We start from the raw sequence: 17,621 nt of genomic DNA on the forward strand, positions 1-17,621 counted from the left end.
CCTCATTTATCGAAATTTGTCGCCAAGCAAATAATCCAAGGCTTTATCCATGCGGATATGTGGCAAGGGGGCATCGAGCGGCGCGGGTTGCGGACGAAACGACGGGAAGTCAAACCCTTGATCCTGCCAGAAGGCATCTTCCGGTAACTGAGCCGGTACCTCTCCCGGGTATAACGTCACTGGGCTGTTATCGGCCAAATGGCCTTTTAACGCGCTTTGGGTGCTGCCTTTTACCGAGACATAGCCCGGTGTGGTTGCTTCAATCGCGGCGACACTTTGGCAGCGCATATCAATGCCTTCAAACGCCGCCTGTTGCCACGCTTGATGAACAATTTGTTGCAACAGGCTCACCAAGTTTGGATGTTGCTCGGGGGTCACATGATCGGCTTTGGTGGCGGCAAACAACACTTTATCGATACGGGGCGAAAACAGCCGTTTGAGTAACCCTGACTTGCCGTATTTAAAGCTTTGCATGAGCTGCTCAACGGCGAGGCGCATATCGTGAAACGCAGCGGGCCCTGCGTTCAACGGTTGTAAGGTGTCGACCAAGATGACTTGGCGATCAATTTTGGCAAAGTGTTCGCGGTAGAAATGGGCAACCACATGTTCACAGTAATAGTCGTAGCGCGCTTTGAGTACCCCATAGTTGGAGCCTTTCCCTGCTTTGGCCAAATCCTGTTCATTGTCCGAGCCAACCCAAGGAAAGAACTGCACCACAGGTGCACCAGCCAGTTCCCCGGGGAGCACAAACCGGCCAGGTTGCACCCAATGCAGCCCGCCATGTGCTTTACACTGGTGTAAAAAGGCCGTGTAGTCGGCAGCAATCTCAGCCAGCTTTTTTTCATCTGCAGGTGCAAACGGGTCGAGCGCCGCGGCTTTGGTTGTCCACGTGCCAGCAAGCTCGCCACGACGCCCGGTCAATAATCCCGACTGTTTAGCTGACCATTGCGAGTAGGTTTGACTCAACAAGGGTAAATCGAGCAGCCACTCTCCGGGGTAGTCAATAATATCAACGTACAAGGTCGCCATGTCGTTAATCGCTCTCAGTGCGGCAGACTGGGGCCGATACCGCACGGCTAGGCGTACTTCACTGACATCACGCGTGGGTGACGGCCACGCCGGCGGAGTACTATGTAGCGCCTGCATGGCAGAGTCGTAATCAAACGCGGGCAAGTGCATATGTGGATGTGGCTCTCGACGCGCCCCTAATCCACGTCCCTGCTGCACCAGTTGCATTAACGGCAAATTAGGCTCGGTCCCCAAATGCGTCAGCTGGTTAATGAGTGAGGTAATAAAGGCCGTTTTTCCCGCACGCGAGAGGCCAGTAACCGCAAGACGAACATGACGGTCAGCGCCTCGGCTGGCCCACTGCTTTACGCGCCTTTTCACTGATGGCATAAGTTTTTATGGCTCCTTGATCAGCCAAGCTGCCTACGACAGGCAGCCGCTGTGCATGGTTAAATGCGTGTTCTGATAAGTTGAGGCGGATTATAGCTTTTTAAACGCTTGATCAACGTTAAACGCTGATGATGTCACATAGGCTTCCATCTGAGTGATCTTGTCTTCCATTTGCGTGAACTCGCCGTTGAGATCACGGATCAGTTGGCTGGCTGACTTGCCCGACTGCCATGGCTTTTGTTTCACCTGATGCGCTGGCGCCGCTTGAGCCGGCTCAACCGTTTCGTGTTCTTGCGCCGGTTTTTTATCTAAGATCAGCACGGCGGCGATGTAGGCCACCACCACAAAAAAACCGAAGCCGAGCAAAAACGCGGAGACCGTCAGGATCCGCACTAACCAGGTTTCCATCCCAAAGTGGTTGGCAAGGCCGGCGCACACACCGGCAATGCGGCCGTTGTCTGGATCTCGATATAAGGTTCCCCTCATGCGCGTTGCCTCCATTGTGGCGCTTCAGCATCAAGCAAGCGCTCTAAGTTATCCACACGGGCTTGCAGTTTTTCAGCGCGCTGAGCCAGCTGCTGTAACGTTTCGTAATCTTGCCCACTTAAGCCCTGCTCAACTTGGCGTTTACTGCGGTAATGCAGCAACAGCCATAGCGGGGCGACGAACAGTAAAAATATCGCCAGTGGAAAGCCAAGAAATAGTGATGACATGTCCGCTCCTCGTCGTATTGGTTATGATTGATTATCTTTCATTTTGGCTTTTAAAGACGCCAACTCTTTCTCAATTTCGTCTTGGGCTTGAAGATCCGCGAACTCGTCGTCTAGTCCTTTGCCTTTGCCTTTGCCAACTTGATAACTGTCGGCTTCCGCTTCAAGTTCGTCAATACGGCGCTCGTATTGTTCAAATTTCGCCATTGCTTCGTCCGCACGACCACTGCCGAGGTGACGACGTACATCACGACGATTGCCCGCAGTCTCACGGCGAATGCTCAGCGATTGCTGACGTGCCCGCGTTTCGCTCAGCTTGGTCTCAAGCGCTGCAATTTCACCACTCAGTTTTTCAACGCTTTCCGCAATTAAACTCAGCTCTTCATCGAGTGCGACTTTCACATCATGCGCTTTCTGTTTTTCGATCAATGCAGCGCGCGCGAGATCTTCACGATCTTTTTGCAGCGCTAGCGAGGCTTTTTCCTGCCAGTCTTGAATTTGGCGTTCGATGTTTTCAATCTTACGCGCGACTTCTTTTTTATCTGCCAGCGCTTTCGCTGATGATGTCCGCACCTCTACCAAGGTGTCTTCCATTTCTTGAATGATCAAACGGATCATTTTTTGTGGATCTTCTGCCTTATCGAGCAAGGCATTGACGTTGGCATTGACGATATCTGCAAAACGAGAAAAGATTCCCATCATTGACTCCTTCTATTTGTTCAAGTTTGTTTAAACCTGCTCACACTTATTCAAACGGTATGCCAACTTTTTATGCACTATTTTTCAATCGGTTAAAAGCAGTTGCGTCGGCCTTCTAAACCGTTCATGATGAATAAAACCACTATTTGGTAAAAATCGCCATGCGAGAACAAGATAACTTACTGGGGGAGTCCGACCGTTTTTTAGCCGTGTTAGACCATGTTAGTCGGCTGGCCCCGCTCAACCGTCCGGTTCTGATTATGGGTGAGCGCGGCACCGGGAAAGAGTTAATCGCGCAGCGTCTTCATTACCTCTCAACCCGTTGGTCACAACCGCTTGTAAGCTTAAACTGTGCAGCGCTAAGCGAGGGGCTGATCGATTCTGAGCTCTTTGGCCATGAGGCCGGTGCTTTTACCAGTGCCAAAGGCCGACATGCGGGCCGATTTGAGCGCGCTGAGGGCGGAACTCTATTCTTGGACGAGATTGCTACCGCGCCTCAGGGCGTTCAGGAAAAGTTACTCCGTGTGATTGAGTATGGCGAATATGAACGTGTTGGCGGCACCACGCCTTTGCGCGCAGATGTTCGGCTGGTGTGCGTCACCAATGAAGATCTACCCGCGCTTGCACAAGACAACCAATTTCGTCCTGATCTGCTGGACCGGCTCGCCTTCGACGTTATCCATCTTCCCCCGCTTCGCGAGCGCCAGCAGGATATCTTGATCATGGCCGAGCACTTTGCCATGAAAATGGCGGTTGAGCTCGGTTATCCATTATTTGCGGGCTTTTCGCAACCGGCCCAAGCACAATTGCTAACACACTCCTGGCCAGGTAATGTGCGAGAGCTGAAAAATGCAGTTGAGCGGGCGCTTTCTCGCCATAATGATGCCACCACACCCATCGATACGATTTGTCTTGACCCATTTTCACCGCCTTGGCAGCCTCAGCAATCCACACATGCTCCTTCAGCGGTCAAAGGTTCATTTCCAGCCTTTCCTCTTGATCTGCGTGAGTGGCAAACCACACAAGAACGCGATTTGGTCACAGCGGCGTTGTCGCAAGCCAACTATCATCAGAGGAAGGCCGCGCAGTTACTCGGCCTAAGCTACCATCAATTCAGGGGGCTGTTGCGCAAGCATAACGTGGGACAAGATAACTAATCTTGTGGTTGCTCAACCTTTATCGGCACAGGGACAACTCACGGACACAGAAACGCAAGATAACCCTTACTTTACTTGGTGGTAAGACCGTTTCGGTGGTAGATTACGGGATTCATTTTGATAGCTGATTTTACTTGGTTTATGCGCGTTTTTTTCCAGTTTTTGATCCTGGGCGTGAGCGGTCTGCTTCTCGCAGGTTGTGATGCGGCTAACGATCAACGTGCGGCCGACAACCGTGGTTTTGTGTTTTGTGGCCCAGGCCAACCGAACACATTTAACCCTCAGTTGACCGATGGCGGCCTGACCGCAGACACCTTATCGAGCCAGCTGTACGATCGCCTGCTTCAGCTGAACCCTGACACCTACCAACCCGAGCCCATGCTCGCGAAAAGTTGGGAGGTCAGTGATGACGGTAAAACCTATACCTTTGTACTCCGTCGTGGTGTGGCTTTTCATCGCAGCTTGACCTTTACGCCGTCTCGTTACCTCAATGCTGAGGACGTTGTTTTCTCTTTTCGGCGCTTGATTAACCCCCGTCACCCTTTTCATCGCATTTCTGGCGGCCAATATCCATGGTTCGATAGCATGGATTTTTCAAGTTTAGTCTCGAGTGTCAAAGCGACCGATACCTATCGTGTGCAATTTACCCYCTCGCGACCCGATGTGTCGTTTCTTTCTACACTGGCCACCAAATTTTCGGTGATTCTTTCAAAAGAATATGCCAACCAATTATTAGCCGCCGGTACACCGGAAAAGATCGACGCCTACCCGGTTGGCACCGGCCCGTTTGCTATGGCTGAATATCAGCCTCGTGAATTAATTCGTCTGCGCCGCCACTGGCAATATTGGCAAGGTCCCGCCCCGATGGAGCAGGTGGTCTTTGATATTTCAACCCGAGGAACGGGCACCTTGGCAAAAATGCTGACGGGTGAATGTGATGTGCTCGCCTCTCCCGTTGCCAGTCAGTTACCCGTCGTGGTGAATGATCCGCGCTTTCGTTTATCATCTCAAACGGGGATGAACGTGGCGTTTATTGCGCTCAACACCCGCCATCCAGCGCTTTCGCAGGTGGAGGTTCGTCAGGCGATCAATCTGGCGATTAATCGCGGCGCCTTACTAAGCTCGGTGTATTATGGCACAGGCACGCCTGCCACCAGCTTGTTGCCACCGATGTCCTGGGCGTATGACCCTAATCAGCAAAGCCAACATGATCCCAAGCTCGCAGCGGCCCTGCTCGCCAAAGCCGGGTATCGCCATGGGTTCAGTGTTGATTTAACGGTGCCATTAAAGCCCACGGCGTTTAATCCAAGTCCGCGTAAAACCGCCGAACTGATCCAGGCCGATCTGGGAGAAATTGGCATAGACGTAAATATCATTCCAGAAAAAACCGTTAACCGCGCATCGATTCGGGAAGGCGATGACAGTCACGGTATGGTGCTTACCGGTTGGGTGGCCGATAATGGGGATCCCGATGCTTTTTTACGCCCGTTACTGACTTGCAATGCCAAGTTCACGGGGTGGAATATCGCCAATTGGTGTAACCGCTTTTTCGATCAAACCTTAAATGAGGCAATTGCGACAGACAATATGGCCATGCGCAAAACCTTATACCAGGACGCACAAACCATTCTTGACCGTCGGATGCCGGTGGTGCCACTTGCCCATGGTATTCAACACCAAGTCCGTGATGCACATTTAACCGGGCTCACGATGACACCCTTTGGGGCAGACAGTTTTGCTGATGTGTCACGGGAGCGCTAAACCATGCTGATTTATACCTTACGACGCTTCAACTTATTTTTGATCACCTTGGTGATCCTCACCTTGGTCGCTTATAACATCATTTTATTGTCGCCTGATTCAGGATGGCACCAATATGACTATTGGTTAGGGTGGGTTTATTATCTACGCCAACTCATTGATGGAAACCTAGGGCTTGCGGCTAACGGGGAGCCAGTGGTCAATATTCTTGCCCATGTCGCACCGGCGACTTTAGAGCTCTGTATTTCAGCGCTGGTCATTAGCGTGATGGTCGGCGTACCGCTCGGCACGCTCGCAGGGCTGCGTAGTCAAGGCCCCACTGATAAAGTGATTTCATCCCTCGCCGTCGTGGTATTTTCGATTCCGACATTCTGGTTAGCCATCTTACTGATTATGGTGTTCTCACTCGACTTACAATGGTTCCCCGTATCAGGCCGCTACAACCTTTTGTATGAGATTCCGCATATTTCTGGGTTTGCGTTAGTCGATTTATGGCTCTCGGATTTACCGCTCCAGGGAAAAGTCGCGACCGATATTATGCGTCATCTTGCTCTCCCGACACTGACGCTTGCCGTGGTTCCGACAACTGAAATTATTAAGATGGTCAGAAACTCAATGGCCTATGTGATGAGTCAGAATTACATTAAAGCCGCGGCCACTAAAGGGCTATCGAAAACCGAGATTGTGCTTCGGCATGGAATGAAAAACGCGATTCCGCCTATTATTCCCAATTTTGGATTATTGGTTTCCACCATGGTGACCTTTGTGATTATTGTCGAATCTGTATTTAACTGGCCAGGCATTGGGCGTTGGTTACTCGATGCGCTCCTTGTCAAAGACTATACCTCTGTACAGGCGGGCGTGCTCGCGATTGGTGGATTTGTCTTATTGATTAATATTGTCTCCGATGTGCTAGGGGCGTTTATGAATCCGCTGGTAAGGAAGAAATGGTATGCCCTCAAATAGTGTCTACGTTGAACAGCATATTCCCACTCAGTTTGAGCGGACTTGGACTGCCTTTCGCCGCAATAAGTTAGCTGTGATTGGGTTTTGGTGTCTAGCCGGGCTTCTCTTAGTGACCCTCTTTGCACCCTTGCTCGCCCCTTGGAGCCCGCAACATCAAACGGGTCAGCTTTTGATGCCACCCTCTTGGGTGCAGTCTGGGCAGATTGAGTTTTTTCTCGGCACCGATGATTTGAGCCGCGACATGCTATCGCGCTTAATTGCCGGCTCTCGCTTAACCTTTGGATTGGCGCTGATAACGGCATTAACCGCGTCGTTGGTCGGCATCGCTATTGGTGTGCTGGCAGGCATGACCAAGGGGCTAAAGTCCAGTGTGTTAAACCACATTCTTGACAGCATTCTTTCCATCCCTTCGCTGCTATTGGCGATCATTGTGGTCGCCTTTCTCGGTGTCGGTGAAACCCAGATATTGCTCGCGATTTGGTTGTCACTGATCCCTCGTATTATTCGTGCGGTGTATACCGCGGTCCACGATGAAATAGAGAAAGATTACATCATCGCCGCACGCTTGGATGGCGCGAATAATATCTATCTGTTACACCATTCTATTTTGCCGAATATTGTCACCGTATTGAGTACTGAAGTAACCCGTGCAATCTCGGTCGCGATCTTGGATGTTGCCGCGCTGGGTTTTCTGGGATTAGGAGCTCAACCCCCAGCCCCCGAATGGGGCGCTATGCTCGGTGATTCCATTGAGCTTATTTTTACCGCCCCCTGGACAGTGACTCTGCCCGGCATAGCCATTGCGTTTAGCGTGTTGGTTGTTAACCTTGTCGGTGAAGGCGTCAGCCAAGCCATCAACGCAGGAACTGAATAATGCCGTTATTAGATATTCGACACCTAACCATCGAAATTGAAACGCCTCAAGGGATGGTGAAAGCGGTTGATAGAATGAGCCTGACCATTAATGACGGTGAAATTCGTGGCCTGGTAGGAGAATCGGGCTCAGGCAAAAGCTTGGTCGCTAAGGCCATTTGCGGTGTGACCAAAGATCAATGGCATGTCAGCGCCGACCGTTTAAGGCTGGGCAATATTGATTTACTGGAGCTACCAGCCAGAGAGCGTCGCCACGTCGTGGGTAAAGATATTGCGATGATCTTTCAAGAGCCATCGACCTGTCTTGACCCCTCTGAAGTGGTGGGCCATCAGCTTGAAGAAGCGATTCCTCCCGCGTCGTTTTCTGGCAGTTGGTGGCAGCGTTTAAACTGGCGTAAACAGCATTCCATCGCCCTACTCCATAAGGTTGGGATAAAAGATCATCGGCGGGTGATGGACAGCTATCCTTACGAGCTCACCGATGGCGAATGTCAAAAGGTGATGATTGCAATGGCGATCGCTAACCGCCCTCGATTATTAATTGCCGATGAACCAACCAATGATTTGGATCCCATCACGCAAGCACAAATTTTCCGACTGCTCAGCCGCACCAATCAGCTGTCGAACACGACCATTTTGTTGGTTAGTCATGATCTGACTTTGGTTACGCGTTGGGCGGATAGAATTACCGTGATGTATTGTGGCCAGTCTGTAGAGTCGGGAAACCGAGAACAAATACTCACCACGCCCCATCATCCATATACAGACGCATTATTACGGACCATGCCGGATTTTAGCCGCGAGATCCCGCATAAAAGCAAACTAGAAACTCTGCCTGGATCAATACCGCCATTACAACATTTACCTATTGGTTGCCGACTTGGCCCGCGTTGCCCCTATGCGCAGCGTAAATGCGTAGAAGTACCGCGAACCGAGAAAGTGAAAAACCATAAATTTGCCTGTCATTTCCCGCTCAACATGGAGAACAAGCATGGCCGCTCTTCTTGAAATTGATGGGCTATCGAAAGACTATCATCACCGGTCTGGTTGGCTAAAAAAGCGCGTCACCCATGCGGTGAAGCCGGTGTCCTTTTCATTGGATGTCGGCGAGACAATTGCATTTGTCGGGGAAAATGGCTCAGGTAAGTCAACCTTAGCACGAATGATTGCTGGCGTGATTGAACCGACCGCGGGACAAATCCGCGTTAATGGCGATCCGCTCCGCTATAAAGATTATCAAACACGCTGCAAGCTCATACGGATGATCTTTCAAGACCCGAATACCTCGCTGAACCCACGCAACCAAATTGGACAAATATTGGAAGGGCCTTTGCGTCGAAATACCAATATGACACCTCAGGAGCGAGGGAAACGGATTAAAGACACCTTATTACGGGTCGGGCTAATCCCGGAGCACGCTTATTTTTATCCGCAAATGCTTGCTACCGGTCAAAAGCAACGTGTTTCGCTTGCAAGGGCGTTAATTTTGCAACCCAGTGTGATTGTTGCCGATGAGGCATTAAATGGCTTGGATATGTCAATGCGATCGCAGATCATCAACCTGCTTCTCGAGCTACAAGAAGAGATGGGGTTATCTTATGTTTATGTGTCGCAACACATGGGCGTGATTAAACATGTGACGGATAAGTTGATGGTGATGCAAAAAGGCGAAGTGGTTGAATCGGGCGATACCGCCTCACTGTTTGCTAACCCACAGCATAGCCTCACCCAAAGGCTTATCGATAGCCACTTTACCGCTCCGGTATTAGACAGGCGCTCTCGCAAATCCTCAGGTGCACGACCGTAATACAAGCATGAGCGGTCAGCTCTGTCCGCCGCTCATGCTTTTTTTGCTTGATGCTTCTCTTTGAATGCTTTCTCTTTGAATGCTTTTAGTGCGCTATCTGTTAATGCCTTCTCTGGTAAGACTCAGATAGCTGGCACATCAAGTGCGTAGGGATTGATTAATCGTATGTAACACAGCGGCTGGATCGGCAGCTTGGGTGACAGGTCGACCAATGACAAGGTAATCCGATCCTGCATTTATCGCTTCTTCTGGCGTCATAATTCGGCGCTGATCGCCTGCGGCACTGCCAGTCGGACGGATCCCTGGAGTCACCAACTTAAAGGTGTCACCACACTGCGCTTTAAGCAAACTGGCTTCTTGTGCTGAACACACCACACCATCCAAACCCGACTGTTGCGTCAGCTTGGCAAGATGCTGCACCTGCTCTTGTGGTGAGCGTTGTACCCCAGTTTGGCGTAAATCCGCATCCGTCATGCTGGTCAACACGGTGACACCGATAAGCAATGGGCGGTTGCCTCCATATGGTTCAAGCGCCTCGCGTGCTGCGCTCATCATGCGCTCGCCTCCTGATGCATGCACATTGACCATCCACACGCCTAGCTCTGCCGCAGCCGCTACAGCACGGGCACAGGTGTTGGGGATATCATGAAACTTGAGGTCGAGAAAGACGTCGTGTCCGCCTGCATGAAGCTGTTTGACAAGCGCCGGGCCAAACAAGGTAAACATTTCCTTGCCCACTTTTAAACGGCATGAACCTGGCTCGATTTTATCCGCAAAGGCTAACGCTTGGTTCATATCTGCATAATCAAGTGCCACGATGACTTTTGGGTCGTGCATGTTGTTTCCTCGTTCCTCGTTGAATGCTTATAAACGGCATAATGCCGCACTAACCGATAAAAAAACGGCGCTGCCTAAGCATCGCCATTACTCCCCATCAAGCCCTCGAATTGGCTTGATAGCGCCCCAGCTTTTGCAAGATGGGCATTGCCAATAAAGCGCATGCGTGGAAAAACCACATTTACGACATCGGTAATGAGGCTTCACTTTCATTTGTTCAGCGACCAAGCCTTTTAAGGTGTTCAAGCTTGCTTTTGCTCGCCCTTCCTCGGCTTGCTCAACATGGTATTCCATTAACTTATAAAAGCCGCGCATGGTCGGATTACGCGTAAGTTGGCGCGTAAGAAAACTCTGTGCCATGGCGATATTCTCGTTGCTGCCAATCACTTCAGAGAGCATTAGCTCGGCGCTGACGCCTGCATTCTTTTCAATACATTCTTTTAAAAAACGCACCAACTGCATCTCTCGTCCCAAAGCGCGATAGCTTTCTGCAAGCAAAGGTAGCGCTTCACTGACAAAATCAGCATCCTGCTCTAAGATGTTCTCGAGCTGTTTGAGCGCCCCTTTGTAATCTTCATGCTGGATGTCGAGCCTTGCCAATTTTAAGCTCGCTCGGACACAGCTTTTATCGTAAGACAAAGCACGACGTAACAATTGCCGTGCTTTGTGCTCATCACCCTCAGCGAGTTGCTGCATCGCAAGCTCACAGTGGAAATGTGCGATATCTTTACGCAGCTTATGTTTGCCCATTTTGACCAGCTTCGCTGCGGTATCGATTGCTTGCTCCCATTCTCGCGTTTGTTGCGAAATGGCAAGTAATTGCTGCAGGGCAAATTCGCGATAATCTGGCTCATCAACCAGCTCTGCAAAGATTTTCTCGGCGCGATCAAAAAAGCCGGCAACCATATAATCTTTAGCCAGCTGCTGCATCGCGAGGTTGCGCTGATCTAAGGTGAGATTGGGCCGGGCGATTAGGTTTTGATGAATTCGGATTGCCCGGTCGACTTCACCCCGAGAGCGGAAAAGGTTGCCCAACGCCAGGTGAGTATCAATGGTTTCGTTATCGACCTGCAAAAGCTCGATAAATAAGTCGACCGCTTTATCTGATTGCTCAGACAGCAGCAAATTGAGCCCCGCCACATATTGGCGAGACAAATGATGGGACTGTTCTTGCCGTCGATGACGAGCATTCCTGTTACCCATGTACCAGCCGTAACCGGCGGCAATCGGGAGTAACAGAAACAACAGCTCTAGCATGAATTATTGTTCCTTAAGCGGGTCCGTACGCAACTTATCAAGTTCTTTGCGTTGCTTTTCCACCTGTTTACGTAGTCTTCGAGCCGTCATTCGGGCTTTGAGATATAGTGCGCCGCAAACGAGCCAGCCAATGCCAAACCCGATGACAAAGACAATACCCAAGATGACGGATAAACGAAACTCACCCTGAGCGATTAAATAGTTAAAATTGACCACAGCTTGGTTTTGCGCTCCTAGCGCCAAGGCGATCAAAAAGCATAATACCAGAAACAGAATGCCGAGTATTTTCACAAGTATTCCCTCATTGCGAAAGGCCGAATGCCCGATCAGTTATGGTAGATAGACAAAGTGCGAGGCACCTGCCATTGTGAACATTGACGCTTGATTTCAATACTAAACGTCGTCGTTACCCTTCCCCTAGCTTACGCTTTATTCAGGCTAAGGTTAATCCGAATAACAACGTGTCGTCGTAGGTATAAGATCTTACACAGGAGGTATGATTATGCAGGAAATTCGTCACGCAAGCTATGATCAGCGGACATAAAAAAACGGCATACTTGCAGCATGCCGTTTTTTTCAGCGTCTATCGATTAACCATAAATGTTAACGCGATCACGAAGTTCCTTACCAGGTTTAAAGTGAGGGACGTACTTGCCGTCTAACTCGACCTTTTCGCCTGTTTTAGGATTACGCCCCACACGAGGCGCGCGATAATGTAGTGAGAAACTACCAAAACCACGGATTTCGATACGATCACCGCTTTCTAGTGTGCTTGCCATATGCTCAAGGATTTCCTTGATGGCATCCTCTACCTGCTTCGCAGATAGATGGGTTTGTTGACTACAGAGTCTTTCAATCAACTCAGATTTGGTCATAAACACCCCGCTTTAGTATGTTTCTCAACAGTATAAGTGCAGAGGGGGAAAATTTCCCCCTCAACGTATACATTATTCGCTTTTCGCTGCTTTAAACGCGTCAGCCATAGCGTTGCCGATAGAACCTTCTTCGGTTTTGTTCAGGCTCGCTACTGCTTCTTGCTCGTCAGCTTCGTCTTTCAGACGGACAGACAGGTTAAGAACGCGGTTCTTACGGTCAACACCGGTGAACTTCGCTTCAACACTGTCGCCAACTGAAAGCACTTGCGTCGCGTCTTCAACACGGTCACGCGATGCTTCAGAAGCACGCAGATAACCTTCAACACCTTCTGCTAGCTCAACCGTTGCGCCTTTCGCGTCAACAGCAGTTACCGTACCATTAACGATAGCACCTTTTTTGTTGGCTGCCAGGTAGTTGTTGAATGGGTCTTCTTCCATCTGCTTGATGCCGAGTGAGATGCGCTCACGCTCTGCGTCAACCTGAAGAACCACTGCTGAGATCTCGTCGCCTTTCTTGTATTCGCGAACGGCTTCTTCGCCTGTTGCGTTCCAAGAAATGTCAGACAAGTGAACCAGACCGTCGATGCCGCCGTCTAGACCGATGAAGATACCGAAGTCAGTGATTGACTTGATCTTACCAGTAACGCGGTCGCCTTTGTTCTGAGTTTCAGCGAATTGCTGCCATGGGTTGGCTTTACACTGTTTCAGACCTAGGCTGATACGACGACGCTCTTCGTCGATGTCCAGAACCATAACTTCAACTTCGTCACCCACGTTAACCACTTTAGATGGGTGGATGTTTTTGTTGGTCCAGTCCATTTCAGACACGTGTACCAGACCTTCAACGCCTTCTTCGATTTCAACGAAGCAGCCGTAGTCAGTTAGGTTAGTTACACGACCAGTCAGCTTGTGACCTTCTGGGTAACGGTTAGCAATGGCTACCCATGGATCTTCACCCAGTTGTTTCAGACCAAGTGATACACGAGTACGCTCACGATCAAACTTCAGAACTTTAACGTTGATTTCGTCACCAACATTAACGATTTCTGATGGGTGCTTAACGCGCTTCCACGCCATATCAGTGATGTGAAGCAGGCCATCAACGCCGCCCAGATCAACGAACGCACCGTAGTCAGTCAGGTTCTTAACGATACCTTTAACTTCCATGCCTTCTTGCAGAGAAGCTAGCAGCTCGTCACGCTCAACGCTGTTTTCTGACTCGATAACCGCACGACGAGAAACAACAACGTTGTTGCGCTTCTGGTCAAGCTTGATTACTTTGAACTCGAGCTCTTTGCCTTCCAGGTGAGAAGTGTCACGTACTGGACGAACGTCAACCAGTGAACCCGGTAGGAACGCACGGATGCCGTTCAGTTCTACGGTGAAACCACCTTTCACTTTACCGTTAATAACACCGTTAACGGTTTCAGCTTCTTCGTACGCTTTTTCTAGCTGGATCCAAGCTTCGTGACGCTTAGCTTTCTCACGAGAAAGCTGAGTTTCACCGAAACCATCTTCCACTGCGTCCAGGGCTACATCGACTTCACCGCCTACTTCAATTTCAAGTTCGCCAGCAGCGTTCTTGAATTGGTCAGCCGGAATGGACGATTCAGATTTCAGGCCTGCGTCAACCAGAACGAAACCGTTCTCGATAGCAACAACAGTACCCTTAACAATAGAACCTGGGCGAGTTTCGATTTCTTTTAGAGACTCTTCAAAGAGTTGAGCAAAAGATTCAGTCATTATATTTAAAATCTTCAATTTGATAAACGTCCACGGGTATCCTACCGCATGGGGTTGTAAAATATGTCAGCTATCATCCTTGCAGCTAACGGTTATAGACTGCTTATGCAGCCGATAATTTGCTTTCAATAAACGCTAACGCCTGCTCGATCACCTCGTCAATCGATAACGAGGTCGAATCTAGCTCTAAGGCGTCAGACGCAGGGCGCAATGGTGCCACCGCACGGTTGCGATCGCGATCATCACGCTCTTGAATTTCACTTAAAAGTTGCTCAAAGGTAACATTAACCCCTTTACCTTGCAACTGGTGCTGACGGCGACGCGCGCGTTCTTCTGCACTGGCATCCAAAAAGATTTTAGCCGCCGCCTTCGGGAACACGACCGTTCCCATATCACGTCCGTCAGCAATCAACCCCGGCTCACCAACAAAGGCGCGCTGGCGGCGTAATAATGCTTCACGAACCCGGGGTAACGCAGCCACTTTTGAGGCTTGGTTGCCTACCTGCTCGGTCCGCAAGGTCCCGGACACATCTTCGCCTTCTAGGATCACTTTCACCAAGTCTCCTTCGGCCAAAAACTGCACGTCTAAGTTGGCGGCCAGTGGCACCAGTGCTTCTTCCGATTCGGTATCAACGTCATGATGAATCGCTGCGAGAGCCAGTACCCGATAGATAGCTCCTGAGTCGAGCAGGTGCCAACCGAGCTTTTCAGCCAGTCGCATACATAGGGTTCCTTTTCCTGCACCGCTTGGTCCATCTACTGTAATGACAGGCGCCTGTATCGGCATAAATCTCTCCACGTTGGTCTCGATCGCTCAACGCGCCCGTTTTGTCGCATCAGGCTTTTGCTTGCATCACGCTTTAACGAAAACGGGCGGTTGTATAATTCGGTGCACATTATAGAAGAAATGGACAAGGAAATCATTGCTGCTGACTCAATATCAGCAGCAATAAAAAACCCTCACGCTTTATCATCAGTCAGCGCTGATCGCCGCTAGCTTGTCGAAGTAATCAGGAAAGGTTTTTGAGGTGCAACCCGGGTCATTGATGGTAACGGGCGTATCACTGAGTGCCACCAGCGAAAAACACATCGCCATGCGATGATCGTCATACGTGTCGATTGCCGCATGCTTAAGTTGCTTAGGTGGCTCAACATACAGATAATCGTCACCTTCTTCGACCACGGCGCCGAGTTTTTTCAACTCCGTTGCCATGGCATAAAGTCGATCGGTTTCTTTGACTCGCCAATTATACACGTTACGAATGCGCGTCGGTCCGTTTGCAAATAACGCAGCGACACCAATGGTCATCGCGGCATCGGGAATATGGTTAAAATCCATATCCACGCCTTGTAGCGTATTGCGGCGCGCTAACACGTAATCGTCGCCCCACTCTATGTCCGCGCCCATTGCGGCTAGCGCATCGGCAAACTGGATATCACCTTGTACACTTTTCCGTCCAATGCCTGTGACCTTAACTTCACCGCCTTTGATTGCCGCGGCCGCAAGAAAATAAGAGGCAGACGATGCATCGCCTTCAACCATAAAATGTCCAGGCGAGCGATAGTGCTGACCAGCCGGCACGACAAAGCGCTGATAGTTGTCGTTTTGCACCTCGACGCCAAATTGCGCCATGATAGCAAGGGTAATATCAATGTAAGGCTTAGAGACCAAATCGCCTTTGATCGTAATACGCGTTTCTTGGCGCGCAAACGGAGCAGCCATCAGCAGCGCGGTCAGAAATTGGCTGGAGATACTGCCATCGATGTTGACATCACCGCCAGCTAACCCTGTGCCTTTGATGCGCAATGGCGGGTAACCTTCGGCCTCGAGATAACGGACATCAGCGCCGATCGCATTGAGCGCGTCGACCAAGTGACCAATCGGGCGTTCTTTCATTCTTGGTTCGCCAGTCAAGGTCACCTCGCCTTTACCCAGGCACAGTGCCGCAGTTAAAGGCCGCATCGCTGTGCCGGCATTGCCCAAAAATAGCTCAAGCGGGGTGTCGACCTGAAAAGCTTGTCCCAGCCCCTCTACCATACATTCGGTGCGATCCGAAGACAGTTGATACGACACACCTAACGCGGTAAATGCATTAAGCATATGCCGAATGTCATCACTATCGAGTAGGTTGGTCAATCGTGTGGTGCCTGACGCTAACGCGGCAAGCAGCAAGGCGCGATTAGACACGCTTTTCGAGCCAGGTAGGTTAATTTGACCATTAACATGAGAGATGGGGGAAAGTGTCAGTTGCTCCATTCTGGTTTATATCCGTGATGCTTAGTGTCCCCAGAGTAACCAAAATACAAGCTGTCTCACAATTATTATTTTTATCAAAGTGTCGAGAAGGGAAATAAAAAGACCGCTTTCACGACAAAAGCGGTCTTTTTCGATAAATCTTACCTGGACACGGTGAATCAGCCGTGCGTTTTCTCAAACTCATGCATAAAGTCCACGAGGGCTTGCACCCCTTCTAGTGGCATCGCGTTATAAATAGACGCTCGCATCCCACCCACGTCACGGTGGCCTTTGAGTGCATGTAGGCCTTGCGCTGTCGCTTCCGCGAGGAAGGTGTCATCCAGCTCACTATTGGCCAGTTGAAACGGCACATTCATCAATGATCGGTTGTCAGGATGAATCTGGTTCCGGTACAAGCTTGACTGGTCTATGGCATCGTATAGCAACGCCGCTTTTTGTTGGTTACGCGCGTACACCGCTTCAATACCACCTTGTTGTTTTAACCACTTAAACACTTCAGCCGCAAGATACCAGCCAAAGGTCGGTGGTGTGTTAAACATGGAGTCTTTATCGGCCAATACTTTGTAATTGAGCACACTTGGCAATACATCTTTTGCCAAGCCCAGTAAGTCATCACGCACGATAACCAGTGTGAGTCCAGCAGGGCCAATATTCTTCTGTGCACCCGCATAAATAACACCATATTGAGACACGTCGATCGGACGTGACAAAATGGTCGATGACATGTCGGCGACAATCGGCTTATGGGTGTCGGGCAGATCGTTAATTTCAATGCCATCAATGGTTTCATTCGGGCAAAAATGCACATACGCAGCGTCACTACTGAGCAACCAATCTTTGGCGGGCGAGATAGCTCGCTTACCGTCACGCTCGCGTCGAACGTTAATCACATTCGGTGTGCAATAGCGCTTTGCTTCTTTGACGGCACTCTCGGCCCAATAACCACCATCAACGTAATCAGCAATGGTATGGTTGCCCATGAGGTTCATGGGTACTGCGGCAAATTGCGCACGTGCGCCACCTTGGCAAAATAGAATGTGATAATTCTCTGGAATAWCCAGCAGTTCTCGCAGATCCTGCTCAGACTGGCGAGCTAAAGATAAAAATGCCTCACTGCGATGCGAAACTTCCATTACTGACGTGCCAAGGCCTTGCCAGTTCATGAATTCTTTTTGGGCTTTAAGCATGACCTCACGCGGCAGCATCGCCGGGCCAGCTGAAAAGTTATAGACGTTATCCATGTTGGGGAGGGGCTCCTGCTTTTTGTCATCTCCCGCGTCC

At 50.2% G+C, this 17,621-nt stretch carries 18 protein-coding genes; 6 read left to right on the plus strand and 12 right to left on the minus strand.

The window, feature by feature from the left end:
* Nucleotides 1-6: 6 nt before the first annotated feature.
* From BZG78_RS08640 to pspA, 4 genes are all read right to left on the minus strand, one after another.
* Nucleotides 7-1,398, minus strand: a complete 1,392-nt coding sequence (locus tag BZG78_RS08640) for a YcjX family protein (protein WP_077660963.1) — start codon at nt 1,396-1,398, stop codon at nt 7-9.
* 90 nt (nt 1,399-1,488) lie between these two features.
* A complete protein-coding gene (gene pspC / locus BZG78_RS08645) occupies nt 1,489-1,884 on the minus strand; it encodes an envelope stress response membrane protein PspC (RefSeq protein ID WP_021022378.1) in 396 nt (131 codons plus the stop codon).
* Nucleotides 1,881-2,111 carry an envelope stress response membrane protein PspB gene (gene pspB, locus BZG78_RS08650; RefSeq protein WP_021022379.1) on the minus strand — a complete coding sequence of 77 codons (231 nt, stop codon included), beginning with the start codon at nt 2,109-2,111 and terminating at the stop codon, nt 1,881-1,883. The genes pspC and pspB overlap by 4 nt, the downstream gene beginning before the upstream one ends.
* Before the next feature lie 21 nt (nt 2,112-2,132).
* Entirely contained in the window at nt 2,133-2,807 is a 675-nt protein-coding gene (gene pspA / locus BZG78_RS08655; RefSeq protein ID WP_077660964.1) for a phage shock protein PspA, read from the minus strand.
* Between the two features lie 161 nt (nt 2,808-2,968).
* Between pspA and pspF the strand changes: the two genes are divergently transcribed.
* The 6 genes from pspF to BZG78_RS08685 all read left to right on the plus strand — a co-directional run bounded on the left by pspF (nt 2,969) and on the right by BZG78_RS08685 (nt 9,371).
* Nucleotides 2,969-3,964, plus strand: coding sequence for a phage shock protein operon transcriptional activator (pspF, locus tag BZG78_RS08660; protein ID WP_077660965.1), 996 nt, complete (start codon nt 2,969-2,971; stop codon nt 3,962-3,964).
* 141 nt (nt 3,965-4,105) lie between these two features.
* Nucleotides 4,106-5,725, plus strand: a complete 1,620-nt coding sequence (sapA, locus tag BZG78_RS08665; protein ID WP_077660966.1) for an ABC transporter substrate-binding protein SapA — start codon at nt 4,106-4,108, stop codon at nt 5,723-5,725.
* A gap of 3 nt (nt 5,726-5,728) precedes the next feature.
* Nucleotides 5,729-6,691, plus strand: a complete 963-nt coding sequence (locus BZG78_RS08670) for an ABC transporter permease subunit (protein ID WP_021022383.1) — start codon at nt 5,729-5,731, stop codon at nt 6,689-6,691.
* A complete protein-coding gene (gene sapC / locus BZG78_RS08675) occupies nt 6,678-7,565 on the plus strand; it encodes a putrescine export ABC transporter permease SapC (protein ID WP_021022384.1) in 888 nt (295 codons plus the stop codon). The genes BZG78_RS08670 and sapC overlap by 14 nt, the downstream gene beginning before the upstream one ends.
* Entirely contained in the window at nt 7,565-8,572 is a 1,008-nt protein-coding gene (locus BZG78_RS08680; protein ID WP_077660967.1) for an oligopeptide/dipeptide ABC transporter ATP-binding protein, read from the plus strand. The genes sapC and BZG78_RS08680 overlap by 1 nt, the downstream gene beginning before the upstream one ends.
* On the plus strand, nt 8,556-9,371 hold the full coding sequence (locus BZG78_RS08685) for an ABC transporter ATP-binding protein (protein ID WP_021022386.1): 816 nt from the start codon (nt 8,556-8,558) through the stop codon (nt 9,369-9,371). The genes BZG78_RS08680 and BZG78_RS08685 overlap by 17 nt, the downstream gene beginning before the upstream one ends.
* A gap of 138 nt (nt 9,372-9,509) precedes the next feature.
* Here BZG78_RS08685 and pyrF read toward each other — a convergent pair whose 3' ends face one another.
* The 8 genes from pyrF to serC all read right to left on the minus strand — a co-directional run bounded on the left by pyrF (nt 9,510) and on the right by serC (nt 17,581).
* A complete protein-coding gene (gene pyrF, locus BZG78_RS08690) occupies nt 9,510-10,208 on the minus strand; it encodes an orotidine-5'-phosphate decarboxylase (protein ID WP_077660968.1) in 699 nt (232 codons plus the stop codon).
* A gap of 87 nt (nt 10,209-10,295) precedes the next feature.
* Complete coding sequence (gene lapB / locus BZG78_RS08695; RefSeq protein WP_021022388.1) at nt 10,296-11,465, minus strand: lipopolysaccharide assembly protein LapB; 1,170 nt, start codon at nt 11,463-11,465, stop codon at nt 10,296-10,298.
* A 3-nt stretch (nt 11,466-11,468) separates the two neighbouring features.
* Entirely contained in the window at nt 11,469-11,756 is a 288-nt protein-coding gene (locus tag BZG78_RS08700; protein ID WP_077660969.1) for a lipopolysaccharide assembly protein LapA domain-containing protein, read from the minus strand.
* Nucleotides 11,757-12,055: 299 nt separating this feature from the next.
* Nucleotides 12,056-12,340 carry an integration host factor subunit beta gene (ihfB, locus tag BZG78_RS08705; protein ID WP_021022390.1) on the minus strand — a complete coding sequence of 95 codons (285 nt, stop codon included), beginning with the start codon at nt 12,338-12,340 and terminating at the stop codon, nt 12,056-12,058.
* Nucleotides 12,341-12,412: 72 nt separating this feature from the next.
* Nucleotides 12,413-14,083, minus strand: coding sequence for a 30S ribosomal protein S1 (gene rpsA, locus BZG78_RS08710; protein WP_021022391.1), 1,671 nt, complete (start codon nt 14,081-14,083; stop codon nt 12,413-12,415).
* Nucleotides 14,084-14,186: 103 nt separating this feature from the next.
* On the minus strand, nt 14,187-14,870 hold the full coding sequence (gene cmk / locus BZG78_RS08715; protein ID WP_077460208.1) for a (d)CMP kinase: 684 nt from the start codon (nt 14,868-14,870) through the stop codon (nt 14,187-14,189).
* Nucleotides 14,871-15,056: 186 nt separating this feature from the next.
* Nucleotides 15,057-16,340, minus strand: coding sequence for a 3-phosphoshikimate 1-carboxyvinyltransferase (gene aroA, locus BZG78_RS08720; RefSeq protein WP_077660970.1), 1,284 nt, complete (start codon nt 16,338-16,340; stop codon nt 15,057-15,059).
* Between the two features lie 158 nt (nt 16,341-16,498).
* Nucleotides 16,499-17,581 (minus strand): 3-phosphoserine/phosphohydroxythreonine transaminase, encoded by a 1,083-nt coding sequence (gene serC / locus BZG78_RS08725; RefSeq protein WP_077660971.1) that lies wholly within the window; start codon nt 17,579-17,581, stop codon nt 16,499-16,501.
* Nucleotides 17,582-17,621: the final 40 nt, after the last annotated feature.

Source organism: Salinivibrio sp. MA351 (genome assembly GCF_001996065.1).
Classification (GTDB): Bacteria; Pseudomonadota; Gammaproteobacteria; order Enterobacterales; family Vibrionaceae; genus Salinivibrio; species Salinivibrio costicola.